Origin of the sequence: Phaeodactylibacter xiamenensis (assembly GCF_965229835.1) — a bacterium.
Taxonomy (GTDB): Bacteria; Bacteroidota; Bacteroidia; order Chitinophagales; family Saprospiraceae; genus Phaeodactylibacter; species Phaeodactylibacter xiamenensis.
In genome coordinates, this window is sequence record NZ_OZ245931.1 from 7,462,896 (window position 1) to 7,486,563 (window position 23,668).

Here is a 23,668-nt window from a genome sequence, read left to right on the forward strand (position 1 = left end):
AAAACAAGCGAACTATGCTGGACATGCAAAAGCGGTTGACGAACTTCTTCTATGTCAACCTCAGCCTTCCCGCTACCGCTATGGGCTTTGCTCTTTCGGTACAGATTTCTGCCCTGAGCTGGATTCTCAGTACTCAGTATCATCTGGAAATTGAAGACATTGGACTGGTTTGGGCAGCGGGCCCTATAGCCGGTATCATTGGCCAGGTTTTGATTGGGGTCATTAGCGATAACGTTTGGTTGTTGAACGGCCGCCGCCGCCCTTTCATCCTCATTGGCGGTGTACTGGCGGCGCTTATGCTTCTGGCGCTGCCTAATATCGGAGTCATTTCCGATGCAATGGGGGCGGAGTCTATTCTGGGCATTGCTATTATTGTAGCGCTAACCCTTGATCTGGCCATCAATGTGAGCTTTAATCCTACACGCTCCATCATTGCAGATGTTACCCCCGAGGGCAAAGAACGCACCAAAGGCTACACCTGGATGCAGACTATTTCGGGTACATTCGGCGTACTGGCTTATGCGGTAGGTGCCATTTGGAACAACTTCGTACTCATCTATTTCGGAGCTGGCCTGGTGCTCATCCTTTCGGTACTGCCCGTCTTTTTTATAGAAGAACCCCGGGTACTTAAGAGTTCCGGAGCGGAAGAAGAAAACGAAAAGAAACCAGGCTTTTCCCTTTCGGAAACGCTGAATGCCATACGGCCCCTTTGGGGATTCCTGGTCTATGCCATTTATGCCATGACTTTACGGATAATGGATATTGACCGGGAGCCGGGTTTTGTAGAGGGCTTTTGCCTGGCGCTTACTGCGGTGGTGATGATACAAGCCCTGCTCAAGAATGAAACCGGGAAGGGTAAATCAGAGGCAGGGCTGATTGGTTTTCAGAAAGTACTGGCGGCTCATTCCTTCACCTGGATTGGGGTGCAAACCATGTTTGTCTACATGTTTTCCTACGTGCAGCACGATGTGTACGGCTTCAGGGCGGGCGATGTGATTCCTGAAGATATTAAAATCGAAATGGGCCGGGTGGTCTCAATTGCTTTCCTGGTCCTTAATGCGGTTGCTGCCATCCTGCCTGCAACCGTTCTGGAGCCAATGGCCGATAAATTTGGGCGCGTTAAAGTACACTTTGCCTGTATTGCTGTGATGGCGGTTGGGTACTTCAGCTTTTTGGTGCCGGGTATCAGCCCAACGCTGATTTATGTGCTGATGGGCGTGGCGGGCGTTGGCTGGGCAGCTACCGTGAGCCTGCCCTTTGCCATCATGTCGCAAAAAGTGGATCAGGCTAAAATGGGGCTTTACATGGGGCTGTTCAACCTGTCGGTAGTGCTACCTCAGCTAGTTGCCAGTTTAGGTGTGGGGCAGCTGATTGGCAATGCCGAAAATAAGAGCATCACCTTCGTGGTATGTGGCGTGACGCTCGGTATTTCTGCCCTGGCCTGGCTTATGGTTAAGGAAGAACAGACCGGAGACGCAGCAGCGGTTGCGCCGGCAGGACATTAGAAAACAGGAAACCCGCATTTTTTCATAGCTGGTTTCCTGTTTCACCTACCACCGGTACAGTTTGGCATCCTTTGTAAACCGCTTACGCACATCCTGAATCGCTGCTTCAATCTCGGCTTCGGAGCGGTAAGTCCGCTGTACGCCTACTTTAGTCAGATTGCCTGCTTTTTCGGTATAGGGTTCGTACCCGGCATCGTAGATGTCGTCGATGAGTTGCTTTACATTATCCGGGTTGCCAAAGACCCCAACAATAATGACGTAAGACTGCTGCCCGGGAACAGGTGTAGGTTGTTCCGTATCTGTGCTTTCCGCTCTTTCGGAAGAGCTTTCCGCCTTATTTTCTGATTCCGCCACAGCTTCGTTCTCTGACGGAGCCGCATTAGCTGATGCTTCGTCACCCGGCCGCACGTTCACCCTTGAAGTCGGCACAGGGTGCAGGGGCTGCTCCTGTGTCTGATCAGCACCAAAGAGCAGGAAATAGATGGCTACGCCAACCACGATTGTTGCCGCTCCAATAGCTGCAATCAGCCCATTGTTCGTGGCTTGTGCTTTTTTCGCCGATACGGGGCGTGCGGCTGTTTTTCCAGGCTGTTCCTTCACCGGTTGGGCCCGGTTGGACCGGGCTACCGGATAGAAGCTTACCGTGGGCAGCCCATAGGATTCCACATCGTAGTTATTCCCGTCAGGTAAGAATTGCAGATTGTTTTCATAGTCCCGGTACAAGCGCCCCACTTTGGGGAAGACGACAATTTCTCTTCGCCCAATCGCTTCTTTTACTTCATGGACGTAATCCTCAAGCGTCTTTGCAGCATCTGTAGCCGGCAGGCCGTAGCGGTCCTGAATCATGCTGCATAACAGGCCATCATCGCTCACCAAATTGGGATTGAAGGAAATGGTATTCCCCGGTGGGTGCAACTCCCCCTGCACCTGATCAATTACTGCAGGCTGATAGGCAGCCTCAAAGCTGCCCAGCCCTGGCAGGGCAACGGCCTTATTTTTGTAAAGAAGTAAACTGATATAACTACCTATATCCATTTCCATATCTGCTGCTTTTTGCTGTATTCCGGGCGGTTGTGCCGCCTCAGCTCTGCAAAGGTACGCCTTTAGGCATTAAAATGCTCACTTGACTAAGCTAATCAATTTTGGCCACTTTCCAATATATGCTACCTTTGGCAACCACAATTTAGGGTATTTGTTATACCTGCTGTGGTCAATCCTTCAAAACTTAACGCATTCATGTCGATCCGCGATATACTCCAGCAAAGAATTCTAGTCATTGACGGTGCTATGGGCACTATGATTCAGCAGTACCAACTTAAGGAAGCTGACTACCGTGGCCAGCGATTTGCAGACTGGCCCCGGGATATTCAGGGGAACAACGATATTTTGTCCATTACCCAGCCCCAAATCATAGAGGCGATCCATAAGGCTTACCTGGAAGCCGGAGCGGACATCATTGAAACCAATACTTTCAGCGGTACCCGTATTGCCCAGGCCGACTATGGTATGGAGGAATACGCCTACGAGATCAACCTCAAGGCGGCGCAGGCTGCCCGCAGGGCTGCCGATGAATTTACGGCTAAAAACCCGGAGCGCCCCCGGTTTGTCGCTGGTGCTATAGGGCCGACTAACCGCACGGCCTCGCTATCTCCTGATGTTAACGACCCCGGCTACCGGGCGGTTACCTTCGATGAGCTGCGGGACAATTACTACGAGCAGGCCAAAGGCCTTATGGATGGCGGAGCCGACCTCTTCCTCATCGAAACCGTTTTCGATACGCTCAATGCCAAAGCGGCTCTCTTTGCTATTGACTTGTTGCATGAGGAACGGGGCAGGGAACTGCCTGTCATGGTGTCGGGTACGATTACGGATGCCAGCGGAAGAACGCTATCAGGCCAAACTGCTGAGGCGTTCTGGATTTCCGTCAGCCACATGCCGCTGCTTAGTGTGGGGCTGAATTGTGCGTTGGGTGCACAGGAAATGCGCCCGCATATTGAGGCGCTTTCCGATATGGCCGATTGCTTCATTAGTGCTTATCCCAATGCCGGCCTGCCCAATGAATTTGGAGAATACGACCAGGAACCGGAAGAAATGAAAAAATACATCCGGGATTTTGCGGAGAGTGGCTTCGTCAATATCATTGGGGGGTGCTGTGGGACTACCCCTGAGCATATTCAGCTCATGGCTGAGGCTGTAGCCGGTTTACCTCCGCGCCAGGTCTCCCCATCTCCGGAATACACCCTGCTTAGCGGGCTGGAACCACTCATCATCCGCCCCGAGACCAACTTCGTTAATGTGGGAGAACGGACTAATGTCACCGGCTCCCGAAAGTTTGCACGCCTGATTAAATCCGGGGCGTATGACGAGGCTCTTTCCGTCGCCCAGCATCAGGTGGAAGGCGGAGCACAGATCATTGACGTGAATATGGATGAAGGGCTGCTGGATTCTGAAAAAGCAATGACGGATTTTCTCAACCTGGTCATGGCCGAACCCGATATTGCCAGGCTGCCCATTATGATCGACTCTTCCAAATTCTCCGTCATCGAAGCGGGGCTGAAGTGCGTTCAGGGCAAGTGCGTGGTCAATTCCATCTCCCTGAAGGAAGGGGAGGAGGCCTTTATCCAACAAGCGAAAACCGTTCGGCGCTATGGTGCCGCAACGGTCGTCATGGCTTTTGACGAAGAAGGGCAGGCCGACACCATCGAGCGCAAGGTGGCCATTTGCGAGCGGGCCTATAACATTCTCACCCAACAGGTAGGCTTCCGTCCACAAGACATCATCTTCGATCCTAATATATTCGCAGTAGCCACTGGTATAGAGGCGCATAACGAATACGCCATTAACTTCATCGAAGCCACCCGTCTGATCAAGAAGCGCTGCCCGGGCGCAAAGGTCAGCGGCGGAGTAAGCAATATCAGTTTTTCTTTCCGGGGCAACAACGTAGTCCGGGAAGCTATGCATGCTGCATTCCTCTACCACGCTATCAAAGCGGGCATGGATATGGGCATTGTGAATGCCGGCATGATTGAAGTTTATGATGAGATACCCAGAGATCTGCTGGAACGGGTGGAAGATGTGCTTTTCAACCGAAGGGAAGATGCTACCGAGCGCCTCACCGACTTTGCCGAAAGCGTAAAGGGCGATGGCGGCCGGACCTTCAAAAAAGATACGGCCTGGCGGGAAGCGCCTCTGCACGAGCGCATCAAACATGCCCTTGTGCGTGGCATCACCGAACACATTGAAGCGGACGCGGAGGAGGCCAGGCAACAGCTGCCTTCACCTCTTGATGTGATTGAGGGCCCGCTGATGGATGGCATGAATGTAGTGGGCGACCTCTTTGGGGAAGGTAAGATGTTCCTGCCTCAGGTGGTGAAAAGCGCCCGGGTGATGAAGAAAGCCGTGGCTTATCTTACGCCTTATATTGAAGCTCAAAAAGCAGCGGGCGAAGACAGCAGTAAAGGCAAAGTCCTGCTCGCCACTGTCAAAGGTGATGTACACGATATCGGTAAAAATATCGTAGGTGTGGTGCTCGGCTGCAACAATTACAACATCATCGACATGGGCGTAATGGTCCCGGCAGACAAAATACTCGCCAAGGCAAAGGAAACCGGTGCAGATATTATAGGACTGAGCGGCCTGATTACGCCTTCGCTGGATGAGATGGTGCATGTGGCAAAGGAGATGGAGCGGCAGGGCTTTACCGTGCCACTGCTGATTGGCGGGGCGACGACTTCTAAAACCCACACCGCCGTAAAAGTGGAGCCTCAGTACTCCGGCCCCGTTGTACATGTGCTGGACGCCTCCCGGAGCGTATCAGTAGTCAGCAGTTTGCTCAACGAAAATGAAAGCCAACGGAGCAACTACGTGCTGGACATCCGCAAGGACTACGAGCGGGTACGCGAACTGCGCGGCAACCGAAAGTCCAACAAAAAGTACCATACCCTGAAAAAAGCGAGAGCGCACCGGTTGGAGCTGGATTGGGCCGCCACGCCTGCCGTTAAGCCTGCACAGCCTGGCTTGCAGGTGATCGAAGATTACAATCTTGAAGATTTAACTGAATTTATCGACTGGACGCCATTCTTCAGCAGCTGGCAGCTCAAAGGCAAGTTCCCGGCTATTTTGGAAGATGAGGTGGTCGGTACTGAAGCTAAAAAACTGTACAACGATGCCCGCAGCATGCTCCGTCAGATTATCGATGAAAAGTGGCTGACGGCTAAAGCTGTATTTGGGCTGTTCCCTGCTAATGCTGTAGGAGAGGAGTCTGTAGCGGTCTTCACTGATGAAGAACGGAAAGAACCGCAGACCGTCCTTCATTTTCTGCGCCAGCAACGCCAAAAAGCTCCTGGCCAGCCGAACTTAAGCCTCTCGGACTATATCCGGAAACCCGAAGACGGGCCCGACTATATCGGTGCTTTTGCCGTAACGGCCGGTGTTGGAATAGAAGCCCACATTCAACGCTTCGAAGCAGAGCACGATGACTACCTTGCCATCATGCTGAAAGCCCTTGCTGACCGGCTTGCTGAGGCCTTAGCGGAAAGGCTGCATCAGCGGGTACGCAAGGAGTTCTGGGGCTATGACCAATCGGAAGAGCTGGATAATGAAGCGCTGATTGCTGAGCAGTACAAAGGCATCCGCCCTGCTCCCGGCTACCCGGCCTGTCCGGAGCATACCGAAAAAGGGACCATTTGGGAACTGCTGAAGGTCGAGGAAAATATCGGTATCCAGCTAACCGAGTCCTATGCTATGTACCCGGCTGCCTCGGTGAGTGGTTACTACTTCGCTCATCCCGAATCGAAGTACTTTGGCCTGGGGCAGATCAGTAAAGATCAGGTGGAGGACTATGCCCGCCGCAAAGGAATGTCAGTGGAGGAAGCAGAACGTTGGCTGGCTCCGGTGCTGAATTATGATGTGTAAGCCTGTAACAGCCATTGCAACAGATAAGCCAGCCCGATGCCCAGGTAATTGCCAATGGCATAACCCAGCAATCCCATGGCGATGCCGGAAAGGATTAGCTGCCGGTTACCGGTGATGCTGGCGATCTGGCCTATAAACGGGGGCCCGTAGATGGCAGCTACGGAGGTAAAAAGAAAAGTGTCCCGATCAATACGGAAAAGCCGGGCCAGAAGCAGGTGCAAAAGGATAGTGCCCAGCAGGGCTACTGCTGTGAACTGAACAATGCCCAGCCCCTTTTCAAGAATACTTTGGAAATCGGCCAGCATGCCCAGAGCTACGCAAAAAATCAGCAGAAAGTATTCACCGGTCTCGAAGGTGTTTTCCCAGTTCCTGACGGTGGGTATAAAAGACACTGCCAGGCTCAGGCTCGTCAGCATCAGGATGAGAAACGCCAGTTGGCCCAGTTGGCCGTAGACCAGCCAGGTTAGCCCCAGAGCGCTGCCTATCACCAGCATCGTTAAGCCTATCGCACGGATGGCATGTCCGTAGCTGAATGCCTGGTAGGGGTCAGTTTCTGTTTCGTCCACCGCTGCTGCCTTGTCGTGCTGAAACTCCGGCAGTACAGCTTTCAGCCATTTTGGCACCACCGAAGTGAGCAGCAACAGGTACACGCCACCCAGCAGCACATCTGCCGCATTCACCAGAATGATGGTTTCCTGCGGTGCTTTCAGTGCCAGCCCGATGGCTTGCATATTGGGTGTACCTCCGGTGTAAATCCCTGCGAGCATACCTGCCAGCCGCCAGGTATCCGGCAGGTCATTCAGGAACCAATATGCTGCAGCTACCGTTGCCACAACACCACTCAGCACACACAACCCGAAGCTCAGCACGCTGCTGCCTGCGTGGGATAACCACCGCTTCAGGTCAGTTGCATAAAGCAGAAGTGGAATAGCAAACAAAATCCCCACCTCCGTAGCGGTAGTTGAGAACGGATCGCTGAGCGGGAAAAGGCTGGTATTCTTGAGAAGAATGCCTATTGCATAGCAGAGCACCACCGGGCTCAGCCAGTCCGGCAACAGCCCCCGGCGGGCAAGCCTGCGGCTCAGGAAAGGAACCCCCAGCAAGATTGCACCTTGCAGCAAAATCCAGGGCATAAGTTATTTTTTTGGCAGGTAGTTTAAGGTGAGCTGCTGACGGTCAGACCAGCCTATGATCAACCGGCCGGGGCGGTCTACAGGATGTTTAAGCATCCATCTGGCCACCGGCATCACCACATGGTCTTCCAGCGCCCTTTGAAGAGGCCGTGCCCCGTAGCGCTCGTCAAAACCGATACGGGCCAGGTAGTGGACCAGCGCAGGCTCGAATTGTACCTCCAGCCCGGTCTTCTGGAACCCTTCCCGGCCTTTTAAGCCTTCCAGTTCCTTCTCAGTGATTTTGAGAATGTCTTCGGCTTTCAGGGATTCAAAAACAACCAGTTCATCAATACGATTTACGAATTCCGGGCGGAAGTGCCGCTCCACTGCCGAACGGTAAGCTGCAGCATCGGGATATTTATCTCCAAAGCCAGGCACAGAGCGGTTGCTGGCGCCGAGGTTGGAGGTCATGATGACAATCGTATTGCGGAAATTGGTTTCCCGTCCGTAGGCATCCACCAGCACGCCTTCATCGAGCAGGCCGAGCAGCGCATCAAAGATGGAAAGGTCCGCTTTCTCCACCTCATCCAGCAAGAGGACAGAGAAGGGCCGCTCCCGGACTTCCTTAACGAGCTGACCGGGTTGCCGGCCCGCCCCGATAAGCCTGGTGAGTTGCTCTGGATGCTGAAACTCGCTCATGTCTATTCGGATCAGAGGCGACTGGCGCTGGCCTTTGCCGAAGAAGTACTCAGACAAAGCTTTTACGCTCGCTGTTTTGCCAACGCCGGTAGGCCCGGCAAACAAAAAGGAGGCGATGGGGCGATGAGGGTTGTTTAACCCGGCTTTGAAGATTTTGACGACCCGGGTGAGGGCATCTACAGCCTGTGGCTGGCCAATAATCCGGGCTTCAAAGTGGCTCTTTAGGGCTTTCTGGTCCAGCGGCAGCTCATCCCTTAGAAATAACTCCGGCAAGCCCGTTTGCTGGATGAAATTCCGGATAACCTCCGTTTTGCCAATTTGCCGCTCCTGCCTGGACCGGGCTTCATTCAGGGATTGCCCCAGGAAGCTGACTGCTTTGCCGGGAAAACTGGCATAGGGGTGGTATCGTAACAGTAGCCGGTAAACCAACTCCCGGGCTTCCGGTAGAATATCCACTTTCAGGTTTTGGGCGGCATAATTAGCCAGCTCATTCATGACTTTACTGACCTGCTGCTCCGTTAGTTCCCCTATTTCAATAACCTGAAAAGCCTCTGCAAATCCGGGCAGTAACCTGCGCATACTTTCCAGTTCCTGTGGCGTAGCCTCTCCGACCATATGGAGCTTTCCCTGCTGGAGGAAGTTCATTAAAAAAGCCGCTACACTGTCTTCCGGCCCTTCGCCCCCGGTCTGTAGCAATTGCACCATCTGTTCCACCCAGATAATGCCGTTTGCCATGCTGAGTTCTTCCACCAGGGTTTCTACCGTTTCTTCCCAGTCGCCCAGGTATTTAGCGCTTGCCGTTATTCGCTGTGGCATAATGCGCCAGAAAGTGTATCCCAGCTGCTGTTTACGGGACTGGTTGCTGATGCGTTTTAGTGCTGCCGTGAGCACCGCGCTTTTTCCAGTGCCGGACCGCCCGACAATAAGGACATTGGAACGGGTGCCTGCAATTTTATCCATTGCCTGCGCAACGGCTTCTTCCCGTTCCCAGGCGGCGTCCGGAAATACACTGAGGCTACGCTGCTGGCTCTTGGTGGGCGGATAAGGTTCTGCCAGCCGGTTGAGCACTTCGTAGGTGCGCTCATGGCTCCAGCCTCCCCAAAAGTATTCTCTTTCATAATTCACCCTGAGCTCCACATGGTCCAGCACAGGTTTTGGGTAACGCATCAGGCGGTATAGCTTCTCAGGGGTAGCCTGATTGAGCAGGGTGAGGCTCGCATGTTGCACAAGGGCATCAAACTGCTTGGGCTCGTAATAGAAGAAATTTTCGCGAAAGGTGGGAATGTGGCACTCATAATGCCCGTCTTCTACCGCGCCGTAAACGATGGGCAACCGGATTTTTAGCGTGTCCGGCAACGGGAATACCCCTCCCTGAGACCGGTAGGAGGGGCGTACCTGAAGCTCGACCATTTTCAGCCGGGGGGATTGAATTTCCGATGGCGGGTAGTCATCGTACTTTTTATACTGTTTCTGAAGGTAGGATAGCAAAGTCTTCTTTAACCCCGCCAGGCTACTGTCCACCGCTTCAATATCCGTACCTACGAGCTGCCCGAGCAGGGTGTCTTCGTTAATAGGATAATAAAGCAGCGGATATATAATTTTTTCCATACCGGGAATTATTCCCGGCTAAGATAATTATTTCTGTCAGACCTGAAACGGCCGCTTAAAAGTCATTGTCATGGAGCATAGGGACCGTTTCCATACGCTCTACTTTACGGCGTATTTTAAGGATGTGCTGCAGCTGTTTGTTGAGGAATTCATTGATATCTTTTGGCACACCAGTTTGGGCAACGGCTTCGCGGTAGGCTCTGGAGATTTTCTTTTCACTATCCTCGCAGAATTCTACAACCTTTGATTTATTGTTGAGCAGCAGCGCCTCCCGAAATTCGCCCCAATGTTCATAGAGATAGGAGCGTGCCTGCTTGCTGATGGGCATAGGCGTGGGTGGCAAGGCATTCATCCACTCAAAAAGCGGCTCATAGAGGCTGTTCCGGTAGCGAGCGAGGCTTTCCAGGTATTGCACCAGACTCTCATCGGTTGCTACTGCGGCAGCTTCCCGGTAACGCTCTTCCGCATCTTTGTTGCGCATCATGAGGTTATTGATTAATGCTATGCCTGAGGCATGCGTATTGGCGTCGTAACGTTTCTTATTCCAGGGTTTATCTTGATTGTTAGCCATAATTTGATTGTTGTTTTTTTTGTGATGGAGAAAGCGAGTCATTGAAAAGGCCCGGCAAGGCTATTCTTTACCGTTCATAGCAGATGCTTTCAGCATGGTATTCAGCTTTTCGCCTCCCTTGATGCCGAAATCCAGTGTGCGGATGGGGAATGGGATCATTATATCATGCTGATCGAAGGCTTTTTTGATGGCGATGACTGACTCGCTTTGGGCATTAAGCAGCCCTTTCTGCGTGATGTCGGCCAGCCAGAAACGTACGATGAAATTGATGGAACTGTCGCCGTAGCCTTCGTAGTAGAATTCTACCGGAAAACGCTCGTCATATTCTACGTTGTCTTTTACTGCTTTGACGGTTACCGCACGCACTTTTTCGAGGTCTTCCCCATAGGAAATGCCGCAGCTCAGTGCTAACCGGCGCCGGCCTGATACGGTATAGTTTGTCAGGGGATTTTGAATAATACTTTTGTTAGGCAGGAGCACTTCCTCCCCACTCAGCTGTTCCAGTATGGTTGAGCGCAGGTTGACTTTCCTGATCTTGCCAAAGTAACCATTGGTTTCGATCAGGTCACCAACATTATAGAGGGATTTGGTTGACATCAGGATACCTGAGAACAGGTTCATGAGTGGCTCCTGAACGGCAAGACCAACGGCCAGGCCTACCACGCCGGCACCCGCCAGCAGGGAGGTCAGCGCCCGGTCGAGACCGAGAATCCCCAGGACCACGAAGAGCATTACCATTAAAAAACCGGAAGTGATGATGTTGGCCAAAAGCCCGTTGATGGTATGATTTCCGGAGAATCTGGACACTACTTTACCGGCATATTTCTTTATGAACCGGGACAGGAAGATGGAAGCGACCAGTACGAGGACAGCTAAAATGATATTAGGCAGATTAGCTATTAATCCTTCCAGCCACCCCTCTAGTGTGTTCCAAAAAGCTTCCAGCGAGGCATTGAAGTCGTTCAAGGTACATGTTGGGTTTGTTCAGTCTTTGAACGGGGACAGCCCCGAGATGTTCATCCCTGACAGATCAGCCTGCAGGCTTCCACTTAAAGGCAGCGGTGGCTACCCTTCGGCTGTTGCGCCCATCAGGCATAGGCTCTTCCAGGATGAGGTTTTTTGCCTGCTCCCGTTCGAAGACTTCGCGCATGTTGCGAATACTCCCTACAGGCACCCCGGCCTCTCCCAGTTTCTTCATCCATGCAGCCCGGTCAGCCCGTTCAAAGGCAGGGCGCAGCTGATCGCAAAGCTGGCTACGATGCTGTACCCGGCTTTTGTTACTGGCAAAGCGCTCATCCTGCGTTAACTCCGGCAGGCCAAGGCATTGGCAAAGCTGAGTAAACTGGCCTTCGGTACCCGCTGCCAGGACAAGAGGCTTGCCATCACTACCGTAAAAGATATCGCCGTAAGGTGCTATATTAGGATGCTGCATGCCCATAGGCTGAGGGATATGCCCCTCCATTAGCCAGTTGGTAGCCTGATTGGCCAGCGAGGCAATAGCTGCATCGAGGAGAGAAGTGGAGACGAAACTCCCTTTGCCGGTCCGGTAGCGGTGCAGCAGTGCCAGGAGTACCGCTTCTTTGAGCTGATGAGCGGCCAGAATATCAATAAGGGCTACGGGCATTTTGACCGGGTCCCGGCCTGGTTCGCCATTCATATACAGGAAGCCAGCCTCGGCTTGGAGCACCACATCAAAAGCGGGCAGGGGATCGTCGGCACCAAATGCATCCAACTGCGCATAGATCAATGCAGGGTTGTGCTCGTACAGCGTGTCATAATCCATGCCCAGCTTTTGTGCAGAGGCCCGTTTAAAGTTGCTCACCACGATGTCCGCATCTGCGATCAACTCCAGGACTTCCGCTCTGCCCTGAGGGGCAGAGAGGTCGATCATTCGAACATTTTTTTTGTAATTTACGCTACAGTAATAGGCGGAGTAATCCGCTTCAGCTGGTTCTGAGGGCAGCTTCCAGCGGCGGGTCACATCACCTTCGGTCCGGGCATTTTCAACCTTAACCACTTCTGCACCAAGCTCGGCGAAAAACAATCCGATGGCAGGCCCCGCCAGTACGCTGGCCAGCTCAACTACTCTGAGCCCTTCGAAAAACTGTTGCTTATCCAAATGAAAAATATTTTATGAAAATTTGTTCTGCTGCTCAAATTCGGGAACTCGACGCATATACCATAAATCACGAGCCGATTTCCTCCCTCGAACTAATGGAACGGGCGGCAGCCTGCTTCACCCGGTGGCTTATTCAGACCTATCCGGACCAACAACGGCCGGTGCATATCTTTTGCGGGATTGGCAATAATGCCGGAGACGGTCTTGTGGCAGCACGGCTGCTTCATCATTCGGGGTACGATGTGAGGGTGCATACCTGCCAGATTAGCCCCAACCGGTCGGAGGATTTTGAAGCCAACCTGAAGCGGTTGCCCGGGCATGGCGCTATCGGAGCCTGCCCCATTGCTGAAGGGGACCCGATGCCAGAGTTGCCGGAAGAGGCACTGGTCATTGATGCCCTGTTTGGTTCGGGCCTTAACCGTCCTGTAAAGGGATACTGGGGCGATCTGCTACAACACCTCAATGGCCTGAATGTAAACAGAGTGGCTATTGATATTCCATCGGGCGTTTACGCTGACCAATCCACAACCGGAGTGGCTTTTCACGCGCATCGTACTTTTGCTTTTGAGTTGCCTAAACTGGCTTTCCTTTTTCCGGAAAATGCTGAAAGGGTAGGCCAATGGACGGTCCGGTCAATCGGCTTGCACCCTGAAGCCATCGCTCAGGCAGAAACTTCCAACTACTATCTGACGGAAGAAACAGCGTGCACGCTACTGCGGCCACGAGCTAAGTTTTCTCACAAGGGCACCCACGGGCATGCCCTGCTTATCATGGGTAGCTATGGCAAGATGGGAGCTGCCCTGCTGGCTGCGCGTGGTGCATTGCGGTCTGGCGCAGGGCTGGTGAGCCTGCATGTTCCCAAAATCAGCTATAACATCGTCCAAACGGCCCTTCCGGAAGCCATGGTCAGCCTGGACGGGCACGAACTCCAATTCACTGAAGTCCCGCAACTCGATGCGTATCAGGCTATAGGCATAGGCTGCGGGCTTGGGCAGGGCACGCTCACGCAAAAAGCACTGTCCCAACTCATTGCCCTGGCCGATCAGCCACTCGTCCTCGATGCCGATGCCCTGAATATAATCAGCACACAGCCAGATTTGCTGAAAGCACTTCCTTCCCAGAGTATCCTCACGCCCCACCCCAAAGAATTCGAGCGCTTGTTTGGCCCCACCCCCAATCACTTCAAACGCCACGAACTACAAATCCGTAAAGCCCGGGAGCACGGGGTAATCATTGTGCTCAAAGGCGCGCATACCTGTATCGCCCTCCCCAATGGGCGTTCGTACTTCAACAGCACCGGGAATGCCGGCATGGCTACCGGTGGCAGTGGTGATGTATTGGCAGGTATAATCACCGGGCTGCTGGCGCAAGGCTATACACCGGAAGCAGCTGCCCTGCTTGGCGTCTTTTTGCACGGGCTGGCCGGCGATTGTGCCCTGCAACGGGAAAGCGAGGAATCCCTGATCGCCGGCGACATCCCGGATGCCCTGGGCCTGGCCTACCAGCAATTGCGTAAAGCCGGCAACCGCCATTAATCTAAAAAGCAGGGCGGTTCAGAGAAAAACAGAATGAAAGAAGCTTGCAATTTCTAAATTGGCCCTTCAACAACCGTAAGAAATGCCATGATCGACAAATTCAAACAAGCGATAAATGATGCTACCGGGGCCTTGCGTGAACAAGCCGCACAGTTCGGTGAAGGCGCCAAAGAAAAAAGCTTCCAACTGATCGAAGAATGGCTAACGGTCTTCCCTAAACTGGAAATCTACGGGCTTGAAATTCGCAGCTTTGCCCTTAGTGTGGCTATTAGCCCTGCTTTGGAAGTTGAAATGGTAGGCCGGCATGAGGATTTCCGGCCGGAACGACTGGATGAAATTATTCAGGAGACGCGCAAGAATGCGGCCCTTGTCTCTGTCTTTACCACCATACGGACCACTTACAATCTGCACCGCCGGACACTGGCTAACCTCAACGATCCGCTCGTAGTTAAAGTACGGGTGCGGCTTTCTCCGGAGATTAAGGTTTATCTGGGCGTGCCCTTAATTGAGTAGCGTTGAGCATGCGCTCATTTATCAGACGGGTACTCAGTGTTTTACTGACTGCAGGCCCGGTTATTTGAGCGGGCCGGGCACTAAGAGCCGTAGCGCCTGATAGGGCTGGAGCGTGAAAACAGAGCCACAGAACTCCGCCTGCCATCAACAGTATAAAGTGTATTAGTGATGTTCAGGATTGCCCTTCAGCGGTACGGCTTTCACAATAAGGAGGGAAGCCTAATCATTCAGCTGGCAAGTCCAAATCGTCACCGCCCGTTCACCCCGGTTGATCACTACGGGCAGATCCACCTGAGTGACCGGGTCAACCAGTACTCCCGTATTATCGAAGCCTTTATACAAATGAAGCTCCAAACGGTCCTCCCATTCCGGGTAGAAATTAAGGTACTTCTCGGTTTCCTTTAAGACGCGCTCAAAGGAGAACCAGTTGTCGGCATCAAACTGATAAAACCAAAGCGCCAGGGCGTAGGCACCGAAATGGGAGTCTGGGAAGTGCTCGTCGTAGCAGCGTTCCACCAGTTCGCCGGCCAGCTCTGCCGCTTTGCTGTTGCTGTAGCGCTCCAGGGAAATTTGCTCCACCTGCTCGCCTACGAATTCAGCAAGGCTGGATTTAGAGTCGATTACTTCCTGAAAAGCAGTTTCGTCTTCAAAAATAGAAGTAAAATACTCCAGTTCCCAGTTGCTGAGGATCACCCCATTGTACATATTGCTGCGGAAAGCCTGTGCAGCCGGCTGTTTGAAAGCATGCATGAGGTCAAGCAGTTTGTCCTGGCCTACTCCGGGAACAGCTGCTACCTGTTTGAGGCTTTCAAAGCGGCATCCGGGCAGTTCAGTACGGGCTTTGATCAGGCGGTCAGCTACCTTCTCTCCAATCCCCGTGCCTTTTTCCTGCCGGCGGTCGCGGATAGCATCAGATAGCGTAGCGGCATTATTGATATGGTTGAGAAAACCGAGTAGACGACGTTCCATTGCTGTCGGCAGTTCTTTTTGGCTATGATCCATAGGTGCACCAGTTTTAGATGCAAAAGATAGCAGGTCTGCCGTAAATGAACGGTCTTTTCAGGAAATTTTACATAAAATTAAAATGGAGACCATAAACGGGCTTATAACCCGTACTGCTTAATCTTGCGGTAAAGGGTCCGCTCTGAGATACCTAAATCGGAAGCTGCTTCCTTTCGCCGGCCATTGTGCTTGCGCAGGGCTTTGTAGATCAGCTCCTTTTCGTTGTCTTCCAGCGAAAGGTTCTCTTCCAGCTCTTCCGTTTGAGCGTAGTGTTGCTGCTGTTCCGGATCATCGTGGTTGAGAATGATAGGTTTGACGCTATCGGGCAGATCCTGCGCAGGGAAGTCGTCATCGTGGTAGTCGTGGAGGAAGTCGGTGACGTCCCGCCTGTCGGCCGCATTCGTCCCCGGATAGTCGGAGGAAGGCGCCTGCAGGCTGCGGATATCACTTGCATCCGGCACGCGGAGGTCGTTATTGCGGATGAGCTCAAAAACGAGCGTTTTCAAGTCATTCAGGTCGTTCTTCATATCAAGCATGAGCTTGTAGAAGATTTCCCGTTCCTGCATGCTTACTCCATCTCCATCGTTTCCTTTGCGATCGGCAATCATTGGAAGATTGCGGCGGCTGAGCTGAGGTGCATACTGCAACAACTGCCCGGCATCCAGGAGTTTCTCCTCTGCCATAACCGACGCCTGCTCCGCCACATTTTTGAGTTCCCGGATATTACCTGGCCAGCTGTAGTTTTCCAACATCAGGCGGGCTTTTTCATCAAGCTGAATAGAGGCGGTCCGGTACTTTTCGGCAAAGTCAGTAGCAAACTTCCGGAAGAGCATGTAAATATCCTCCCGTCGTTCCCGCAGAGGCGGTACACTGATGGGCACCGTATTCAGGCGGTAGTATAGGTCTTCCCGAAACTTACCTTTCTTTACCGCTTCCAGCAGGGAAACATTGGTAGCCGCAATGATGCGCACATCCGTTTTATGCACCTTAGAGGCACCTACCCGGATGAATTCTCCGGTTTCCAGCACGCGCAGCAGAAAAGACTGCGTATCCATGGGCATTTCGCCGATCTCATCCAGGAAAATCGTACCTCCGTCATACGTCTCAAAATAGCCTTTACGCTCGCTTGTAGCCCCGGTGAAGGCCCCTTTTTCATGTCCGAACAGCTCTGAGTTAATCGTACCCTCCGGAATAGCCCCGCAGTTGATGGCAATGAAGTTGTTGTGCTTGCGGGCACTCAGCGCATGAATGATTTTGGAAAACACCTCCTTACCCACACCGCTTTCCCCGGTAATCAGTACAGACAAGTCTGTACCTGATACGCGGACGGCAGTGCTCAGCGCGCGGTCGAGTAGGGGAGACCGCCCGATGATGCCAAAGCGTTGTTTAATGGATTGGAGGTTGGCGTCCATTTAAGGTAGTTGGTTTTCGGTATAAAAAATCTGGCTTAGGCCTGTACCATCTCGCCAATCAGGGTGGCGCTTGTGGCATCGTTTACTTTCACGTAGCAGTAGTCGCCGGGTTTGTAACCAGGCTCTTTGTCGAAGACCAGCATTTTGTTTTGGGAATTTCGCCCCTTGAACTGCTGATCGGACTTCCTGGAATCGCCTTCAATCAAGACCTTGAAGGTTTTGCCAATGTCCTGCTTGTTGTGGGCAAAGGATACCTGCGTTTGCAAACGGATGATTTCCTGAAGGCGGCGTTTCTTCACCTCAAGTGGAATGTCATCTTCGTACTTACGTACAGCCATTGTGCCGGGGCGTTCTGAGTAGTAGAACATATAGGACATGCTGTAATTCGCAAATTCAATCATGCTCAGGGTTTCCTGATGCTCTTCTTCCGTTTCGCTGCAGAAGCCGGCGATAATATCGGAGGAAACCGCACAGTCAGGCATGATTTCGTAGATGCGGCGTACTTTGTTCATATACCACTCCCGGTCGTAAGTCCGGTTCATCAGGTCAAGTACACGGCTGTTGCCAGACTGCACCGGCAGGTGGATGTACTTGCAGATATTATCGTATTTTTTCATGGTATACAACACCTCATCCGTGATGTCTTTAGGGTGGGAAGTGCTGAACCGGATACGTAGGTCAGGGTGCACCAGGGCCACCATCTCCAGGAGATTGGCAAAGGTGACTGTTTCTTCGGTCTCCGGGTTTTCCCATTTGTAGGAGTCGACGTTTTGCCCCAGCAGGGTAACTTCCCGGTAGCCCCGTTCGTACAAATCAGTGGCTTCCGCTACGATGCTGAACGCATTGCGGCTCCGTTCCCGCCCACGGGTGAAAGGCACCACGCAGAAAGAGCACATATTGTCACAGCCCCGCATGATGGAAATAAAAGCCGTCACGCCATTACTGTCGAGGCGCATGGGGTTGATGTCGGCGTAGGTCTCTTCACGGGAAAGAAAGACGTTGATGCCTTTGTCCCCGTCTTCGGCTGTAGCGATCAGTTTGGGCAGGTCACGGTAAGCGTCCGGGCCAATGACGAGGTCTACCAGCTTTTCTTCGTCCAGCAGCTTGGTCTTCAGCCGCTCTGCCATACAGCCAAGGACACCTACCAAAGTGCCGGGGCGGTTGTTTTTTACCTTGTCGAACACCCGCAGCCGCTTGCGCACTGTGTCCTCCGCTTTTTCCCGGATAGAGCAGGTGTTGATGAGAATGAGGTCTGCAATTTCCATATTGCGGGTAGACTGATATCCTTCCTGCCCCAAAATGGACGCTACAATCTCGCTGTCGCTAAAGTTCATCTGGCAGCCGTAGCTCTCAATATAGAAATGCCGAACCCCTTCCGGGTGGGCCTCTGCGGCCTGCTCCTGGAAAAAAGCTTCGCCCTGTCGCTGTTCGTCTATGGTCTTGGTCAAGCCGACCAAGGTTGGATTATCATCGTACATCGTCTGTCCCGTTTTCAAAGTAGTCGGCAAAGATAAAACAAATTCACCGGCTGAGTGACAATTTGGCAGGTAGATTTTGTAATTTGTCTCTAAGGGCTTCTCGAAAAATCAAATACAGACCTGGTTTTGTTTCAACGTTGCACAAAACCAACCAGAGGGCGAGTTTGGTGCAACGTTGGGGCAAAAGCTTTTTGAAAGTTGTGTATTTGATTTTTGCCCCACTTCTTATTATGAAAACCTTAACAACTCCGGGCACACCGGGTTCAGCCAAAATCGCATCAAATACCTGTACATCCAAACCTGAAAACCATGAAAATGACACTTCGCACCCTGATCCCATTATTGGTACTGGCTTTTTCGGCTATGGCCTGCGACGGGCGCTCCGGCTCTTCAGATTATTCCTATGCCATGGAGGAAGCTCAGGCCATTCCTGATCAAACCACCGAAGCTAAGTCTGGTGGCGGGCCTGGTGAGGCTGTCCCGGAAAAGAAAGTGATCCGCACGGCCCGGTTGCGGATGGAAGTGGCCGATTACGAGGAGGCAATCAGGAAGGCGAAGCAGGTCATCACGGCATTTGAGGCCGAGATTACATCCGAGGAAGAACGGCAGTACGGGCAGCAACTGGAGAATCAGCTGGTGATCCGGCTGGCACCTGCACAACTGGACTCCATGCTCAATGCCCTGGAGGGGCTGGCGCTGCAAATTGACTCCCGTTCGGTTAATGCGGAGGATGTTACGCGGCAGTACGTTGACCTTGAAACCCGGCTGGCATCCAAGCGTGCCGTCATTGCCCGTTACCAGGAGCTTTTGGCGGAAGCCCGGAATGTGAACGACGTGCTGGCTGTGGAGAACAACCTGAGGCAGGTCATCGAGGAGGTGGAGTCCATGGAGGCCCAGTTCCGTTACCTGAAGCAGCAGGTAGACCGGAGCACCATTTACCTGACTTTGTACGAGACCAGCTCAGCAGGTATCGCTCAGCGCAGCTTTGGCAGTAAAATAGCGATGGCTTTTGCAGATGGATGGGGGCTACTGAAGAACCTGGTACTCGGTGCCATTACGGCCTGGCCTGTTCTCCTACTGCTGGCACTGCTCATTTGGTGGTGGCGCCGGCGCCGGTCAAAGCGATAGCACTACAACAAGATGGAGTTGCTCAACCTGTATCCGGTCAGATTTGGCAATCGGCCTGTGAGGTGCTGCAAAGGGGGAATCCGACACAGTCTATCCCAGCCGGTTACGGCCTGAAAAGCCCATCATCATAGGCACCACAAACAAGATTATCGCAAAGAGTATCATCAAAGAAAAAGTTCCGCCTGTCATGATTGTCGATTTTGGTGATGAATTATTTTCAAGGTAAGGGGAATGATGGCCGGGAGCGTTGACAGGGGTCAGCGGCGGGGCTGATTTTTGATAGGGCGGGGTTTATGGTAAAGGAAAGCGGAGGGTGAAAGTGGTACCACGCCCTTCGCCCATGCTTTCTACTGAAACACTGCCTTCATGCCGCTCCATAATACGTTTGACAATAGCCAGCCCGGCACCCGTCCCGGGGAACTCCTGCCGGTTATGAACAGACTTGAAAAGAGAGAACAGCCGCTGCTGATTAGGCAAAGCGATACCCATGCCATTATCCGATACCTCAAGCTTTAGAAAACGCCCCTCGGGTTGTGCGGTGAGCCGGATGACAGGATCGGGCGTACGTGCAGTAGCCTTGATTGCGTTGGTAAGCAAGTTGGTGATCACCAGCCGGAAAAGTGGTGGGTCGGCATACACCTCCGGTAAGTGATCAGGGAGCTGCAATCTGATGCCCTCCGGTAAATCCGGCACAGCGTGCTCAAGTTGGTGCCAGACCGCCCGGATAATCCCTGCAGGCTGTATGGGTTTGGGTTGAAGGGCCAGACGGTCGGCCTGAGCATATTGAATCATATCATCCAGCATTTTGGCGAGTTGCTCAAGGCTGCTCTGGAGATAGTGGAAGTGGGGGCGGAGTTCTTCCTGCTCTGCAACGGTCCTCTCTTCTTCCAGGATAGAGACAATATTGAGGGCTGCCCTTAGAGGGATTTTCAGATCATGCCCTACGATATAGTTGAAAGACTTCAGGGTTTCTTCTTTCTCCTGAGCAAGATTGCGGATTCTGGTAAGCAGTTCCTGCTCCCGGTTGACAAAAGACTTAAGCTGTAGCAGTTTGCTTCCGGGGTTTTGTGGTGCCTCTTCCGGCTCTGGTGTATTGTGTTCAGAGCGGCTGGGTATGATAACGGCATCAGGGTGGCCGGGGAGTTCCCGGGAAAGCAGGCTGGCATGGTTGCGCATGGCGGCCAGCAGTTCATCAAGCTGCTGATTGGTCTGTTCGCTTAGGCGCCGGGCTGCCTTCAGGGACTTCCTGCGTTCCAGCAGCAGCCCAATCAGGAGGGTAATAAAAAACAGGAACAAGACCAGCAAAATCCAGGTCAGCTGCCGGCTTTTCTGCTCTGAGAGCAAGAGCTGGTTCTCCTTTTGCAGCAGCTCAGTTTGTTGTTCCTGAGTTTTGAGCCGCTGAGCCTGAAGCTGCAAGCTTACCTGCATACCCTCTATTTCTTTGGAGAGCTCCTTTTGCCGGAGGCTGTCGGTAGCCTCGTTGTAGAGCCGTAAAGCCTCATAAGCCATAGTGATGTCACCGGTTTGATAGTATAGCTTCGCTTCCTGTTGGAGCAAGTCCTTGAGGAAATAGAGATCTGCAATCGTATCAGTATAACCTTTGGCCAGCTTGATTTCAGAAAGGGCCTCGTTGTCACGCCCAAGCTGGCTTAGTGCCTTAGACTTCAGCAAATGAATATTGCCGATATGGATGGGAGCTTTTTCGTTGCTAAAAAAAGCGAGGCACTGTTCCAGCTTTTCGAGGGCCAGTTTGTAATCCTGCCGGTTGATGTCAATTTCCGCCAACCGGTATAGGGAAGTGAACTGGTCAAATGGAAAGTCTTTTTGAATCGCCAGGTCGTGGTGCAATTGGGCATAAAGCAGGGCGGAATCCAATTGTTCTTCCTTCCGGTAGATGTCAAAAAGGGTAATATAAAAATTGAATTTAAGGGTGGTATAGTTAGTGGTTTTGATATACTCATATCCTTCCAGCAGGACTTCTTTGGCTCGGGAGTAGTTGTTGAACTTTAGTGCAGAAGCCCCAACGGCAATAGCTGCTGTAGCCATGGCAATGGGGTTTTCAGACTCAAGGGCCAGTTTTTGGAAAGCTTTAAGAGTTTCGAGGTGCCTGTTGTACTGGCCAGTTCTAAAATAGCACTCTGAAAGTGGCGGGTAAATCTGTATCGCCATTCTGGTATAAAGGCTGTCGCCCAAAACCTGCCGGTGCTCCATCGCGTATTGCAGCGCCTCCGTGTAGAGCCCGATCGCAGGTTCGAAGGTCTGCAGAGAATAAAAGCCATATCCTGCATAGAGGTTGTAGAGCTGAAGCGCCAGATGATGGGCGCCTTCTTGTTTGGCGAGCTTAATGGGGCGCTCCCCCATTTTCTTTACAGCTTGGTATTGCCCCTGCTGCCCATACAGCCCAGCCAGCCGGTAGGAGAATTCTGCCTCCCACAGCGCGTTTGCGGTTGCTTTAGCTTTGGTGAGGCCTGCCTGTATAATGCGTTGCCGGTCTTCGGGCCCGTCTGCAGTATTAAGCGAATCCAGCAATGCTTCAAACGATGTTTCTTCCCAGCGCGGCGTATCTGTGGCAGTTTGGGCGGAGACTCCCCGGCACAACAGGCTGAAGCAGGCAGGCAGCAGTAGTAACCGGAAGAGACTACCAAACCTGTCATATTCATTGCCCTTGGGTGCACACATTATCCCTGCATTTTCTTGATCGCGTCAATCCTGTTATCCACATTCAGTTTGGCGTATACCTTTTTGACATGATACTTGACCCCGTTTACGGTAATACCCATCAGGGAAGCCGTTTCCTCGTAGCTGTGCCCGTCTGCAAAGAATTGCAGCAGCTGCTCTTCCCTCGGCGTGAGTGGAGATTCAGGCCTGGGAGCGGGCTGGAAGTAGGCGATCAGCCATCTGGCCATTTTGGGCGAAATCAGGGCGCCCCCGTCCCGGATGACCTTTATTAAATCCGGGAATTCCCGTACCGGAAAATCCTTCAGAATATAACCATCGGCACCGTTGGAGAAAGCCTGGAATAAGGCTTGCCGGTCTTCACACTGTGTGAGCATGACTAAATTTGCTTCCGGGAATCGTTTCCGAAGGCCAGGTAACGCTTCTATGCCACTCATTTCGGGCATGTCTATATCAATAAAAACAATATCAATAGATGCCAAACGGGGCAGCGTTTCCCAAAAGGATTTGACTGAGGATGCCGTTATCAGGCAACGGATATCTGGCTGTAGCTGTATCCTGTGCCTAAGGCTGTAGAGGTAGGCAGCATCATCTTCTATAAGGGCTATCTTGATCATTATTTTTGTTCATTAGCGTGGAGCCACATATGGAGACCCGTATGACTTTCTCTCCTGCAAGAAAACAGATTTTCTTAACAAAACCGAAAGAGATGTTGTATAGTCCACCACTTTGGGTTGAAAAATTGAGTGTTTCAATATGGTTCTAAATGATTTGAGCTGTAACTATCTGGTAGCCGATAGCCGGGCATGGCTGAGGGGTTAGGTGTGAAAAACCTAATCAAATATTTCGGCCAGGTTGTACTATTACACAGAATACCGGATATATTGTTTAGGAGTTGAGTACGGTGGACAGGATGACAGAACTTACTTCCTATGGGAATAGCCTGATTTACTGGCTGTTAGTAGCTTTTTTGTATTGAGCCCTGTGGGCGCCGCAATAACACAACTACCTTAAAGTGTAGTGAATTGCAGATTGTTTTCAGTTGAACACGGGGTATGCCGCACAAGACTTGTTGCAGAATGTCAGTGAGTTACGAAGAATCTGGTTTTGCTTTGTGGCGCGCTGTGTAAAGAGTTAATACGTATTTTAACTATTGAGATTTAAGGGCAAAGAAAAAGAATACCTATTTTTATACTTGAAAAACAATAGCCCAAAACGCTCCGATTATATTTAAAACTTGACGATAGCAGGTGTCCTATATTAATTAGGTCAAAGGTATTTCCCCATATGCTTTGTTTGATAACTGCACATTTACCGCACATTTAATCAACACATTTTCACCCTGCACAAGTATGGGTGAAATGCAAGCTCCCAACCTTAAAGAAGATTTCGGAAG

At 52.0% G+C, this 23,668-nt stretch carries 16 protein-coding genes; 5 read left to right on the plus strand and 11 right to left on the minus strand.

What is annotated here, in order from left to right; translation table 11 throughout:
• The first annotated feature begins 14 nt into the window (after positions 1-14).
• Positions 15-1,505: an MFS transporter gene (locus ACO08I_RS28660; RefSeq protein WP_421947893.1), complete on the plus strand. Its 1,491-nt coding sequence runs from the start codon at positions 15-17 to the stop codon at positions 1,503-1,505.
• Positions 1,506-1,550: 45 nt separating this feature from the next.
• Here ACO08I_RS28660 and ACO08I_RS28665 read toward each other — a convergent pair whose 3' ends face one another.
• Positions 1,551-2,546, minus strand: a complete 996-nt coding sequence (locus ACO08I_RS28665) for an SPOR domain-containing protein (RefSeq protein ID WP_282783348.1) — start codon at positions 2,544-2,546, stop codon at positions 1,551-1,553.
• A gap of 195 nt (positions 2,547-2,741) precedes the next feature.
• On the opposite strand from ACO08I_RS28665, the gene metH reads away from it, so the two are divergent.
• Entirely contained in the window at positions 2,742-6,419 is a 3,678-nt protein-coding gene (metH, locus tag ACO08I_RS28670; protein WP_421947894.1) for a methionine synthase, read from the plus strand.
• Here metH and ACO08I_RS28675 read toward each other — a convergent pair.
• From ACO08I_RS28675 to ACO08I_RS28695, 5 genes are all read right to left on the minus strand, one after another.
• Positions 6,407-7,552 (minus strand): DUF819 family protein, encoded by a 1,146-nt coding sequence (locus ACO08I_RS28675; protein ID WP_282783344.1) that lies wholly within the window; start codon positions 7,550-7,552, stop codon positions 6,407-6,409. The two genes, metH and ACO08I_RS28675, sit on opposite strands and share 13 nt — an antisense overlap.
• A gap of 3 nt (positions 7,553-7,555) precedes the next feature.
• The gene (locus ACO08I_RS28680; protein ID WP_282783342.1) at positions 7,556-9,838 is read right to left on the minus strand and encodes an AAA family ATPase; all 2,283 of its coding nucleotides are present in this window, start codon (positions 9,836-9,838) and stop codon (positions 7,556-7,558) included.
• A 55-nt stretch (positions 9,839-9,893) separates the two neighbouring features.
• Entirely contained in the window at positions 9,894-10,409 is a 516-nt protein-coding gene (locus ACO08I_RS28685) for a PA2169 family four-helix-bundle protein (RefSeq protein ID WP_421947895.1), read from the minus strand.
• A gap of 60 nt (positions 10,410-10,469) precedes the next feature.
• Positions 10,470-11,375, minus strand: coding sequence for a mechanosensitive ion channel family protein (locus ACO08I_RS28690; RefSeq protein WP_282783338.1), 906 nt, complete (start codon positions 11,373-11,375; stop codon positions 10,470-10,472).
• A gap of 64 nt (positions 11,376-11,439) precedes the next feature.
• Positions 11,440-12,528: a CaiB/BaiF CoA transferase family protein gene (locus ACO08I_RS28695; protein ID WP_044224737.1), complete on the minus strand. Its 1,089-nt coding sequence runs from the start codon at positions 12,526-12,528 to the stop codon at positions 11,440-11,442.
• Positions 12,529-12,542: 14 nt separating this feature from the next.
• Here ACO08I_RS28695 and ACO08I_RS28700 point away from each other — a divergent pair, with 14 nt between their 5' ends.
• Together ACO08I_RS28700 and ACO08I_RS28705 are read left to right on the plus strand one after the other, a co-directional pair.
• Entirely contained in the window at positions 12,543-14,063 is a 1,521-nt protein-coding gene (locus ACO08I_RS28700; RefSeq protein ID WP_421947896.1) for an NAD(P)H-hydrate dehydratase, read from the plus strand.
• Between the two features lie 87 nt (positions 14,064-14,150).
• Positions 14,151-14,576, plus strand: a complete 426-nt coding sequence (locus ACO08I_RS28705; protein ID WP_044224745.1) for a hypothetical protein — start codon at positions 14,151-14,153, stop codon at positions 14,574-14,576.
• Positions 14,577-14,795: 219 nt separating this feature from the next.
• On the opposite strand, the gene ACO08I_RS28710 is transcribed toward ACO08I_RS28705, so the two are convergent.
• From ACO08I_RS28710 to miaB, 3 genes are all read right to left on the minus strand, one after another.
• Complete coding sequence (locus tag ACO08I_RS28710; RefSeq protein ID WP_282783333.1) at positions 14,796-15,578, minus strand: hypothetical protein; 783 nt, start codon at positions 15,576-15,578, stop codon at positions 14,796-14,798.
• Positions 15,579-15,679: 101 nt separating this feature from the next.
• Positions 15,680-16,990, minus strand: a complete 1,311-nt coding sequence (locus tag ACO08I_RS28715; RefSeq protein WP_282783331.1) for a sigma-54 interaction domain-containing protein — start codon at positions 16,988-16,990, stop codon at positions 15,680-15,682.
• Between the two features lie 35 nt (positions 16,991-17,025).
• The gene (miaB, locus tag ACO08I_RS28720; RefSeq protein WP_421947897.1) at positions 17,026-18,468 is read right to left on the minus strand and encodes a tRNA (N6-isopentenyl adenosine(37)-C2)-methylthiotransferase MiaB; all 1,443 of its coding nucleotides are present in this window, start codon (positions 18,466-18,468) and stop codon (positions 17,026-17,028) included.
• A 309-nt stretch (positions 18,469-18,777) separates the two neighbouring features.
• Here miaB and ACO08I_RS28725 point away from each other — a divergent pair, with 309 nt between their 5' ends.
• The gene (locus ACO08I_RS28725; protein WP_282783327.1) at positions 18,778-19,596 is read left to right on the plus strand and encodes a DUF4349 domain-containing protein; all 819 of its coding nucleotides are present in this window, start codon (positions 18,778-18,780) and stop codon (positions 19,594-19,596) included.
• A 291-nt stretch (positions 19,597-19,887) separates the two neighbouring features.
• On the opposite strand, the gene ACO08I_RS28730 is transcribed toward ACO08I_RS28725, so the two are convergent.
• Together ACO08I_RS28730 and ACO08I_RS28735 are read right to left on the minus strand one after the other, a co-directional pair.
• On the minus strand, positions 19,888-22,275 hold the full coding sequence (locus ACO08I_RS28730) for an ATP-binding protein (protein WP_421947898.1): 2,388 nt from the start codon (positions 22,273-22,275) through the stop codon (positions 19,888-19,890).
• Entirely contained in the window at positions 22,275-22,889 is a 615-nt protein-coding gene (locus ACO08I_RS28735; RefSeq protein ID WP_282783323.1) for a response regulator, read from the minus strand. Before ACO08I_RS28735 ends, ACO08I_RS28730 begins: the two co-directional genes overlap by 1 nt.
• Between the last annotated feature and the right edge of the window lie 779 nt (positions 22,890-23,668).

Bases quoted from the DNA above. Each gene is read 5' to 3' on its own strand.
- ACO08I_RS28660 (WP_421947893.1), top strand. From the start codon at position 15: ATGCTGGACATGCAAAAGCGGTTGACGAACTTCTTCTATGTCAACCTC.
- ACO08I_RS28665 (WP_282783348.1), bottom strand. From the start codon at position 2,546: ATGGAAATGGATATAGGTAGTTATATCAGTTTACTTCTTTACAAAAAT.
- metH (WP_421947894.1), top strand. From the start codon at position 2,742: ATGTCGATCCGCGATATACTCCAGCAAAGAATTCTAGTCATTGACGGT.
- ACO08I_RS28675 (WP_282783344.1), bottom strand. From the start codon at position 7,552: ATGCCCTGGATTTTGCTGCAAGGTGCAATCTTGCTGGGGGTTCCTTTC.
- ACO08I_RS28680 (WP_282783342.1), bottom strand. From the start codon at position 9,838: ATGGAAAAAATTATATATCCGCTGCTTTATTATCCTATTAACGAAGAC.
- ACO08I_RS28685 (WP_421947895.1), bottom strand. From the start codon at position 10,409: ATGGCTAACAATCAAGATAAACCCTGGAATAAGAAACGTTACGACGCC.
- ACO08I_RS28700 (WP_421947896.1), top strand. From the start codon at position 12,543: ATGAAAATTTGTTCTGCTGCTCAAATTCGGGAACTCGACGCATATACC.
- ACO08I_RS28705 (WP_044224745.1), top strand. From the start codon at position 14,151: ATGATCGACAAATTCAAACAAGCGATAAATGATGCTACCGGGGCCTTG.
- ACO08I_RS28710 (WP_282783333.1), bottom strand. From the start codon at position 15,578: ATGGATCATAGCCAAAAAGAACTGCCGACAGCAATGGAACGTCGTCTA.
- ACO08I_RS28715 (WP_282783331.1), bottom strand. From the start codon at position 16,990: ATGGACGCCAACCTCCAATCCATTAAACAACGCTTTGGCATCATCGGG.
- miaB (WP_421947897.1), bottom strand. From the start codon at position 18,468: ATGTACGATGATAATCCAACCTTGGTCGGCTTGACCAAGACCATAGAC.
- ACO08I_RS28725 (WP_282783327.1), top strand. From the start codon at position 18,778: ATGAAAATGACACTTCGCACCCTGATCCCATTATTGGTACTGGCTTTT.
- ACO08I_RS28730 (WP_421947898.1), bottom strand. From the start codon at position 22,275: ATGTGTGCACCCAAGGGCAATGAATATGACAGGTTTGGTAGTCTCTTC.
- ACO08I_RS28735 (WP_282783323.1), bottom strand. From the start codon at position 22,889: ATGATCAAGATAGCCCTTATAGAAGATGATGCTGCCTACCTCTACAGC.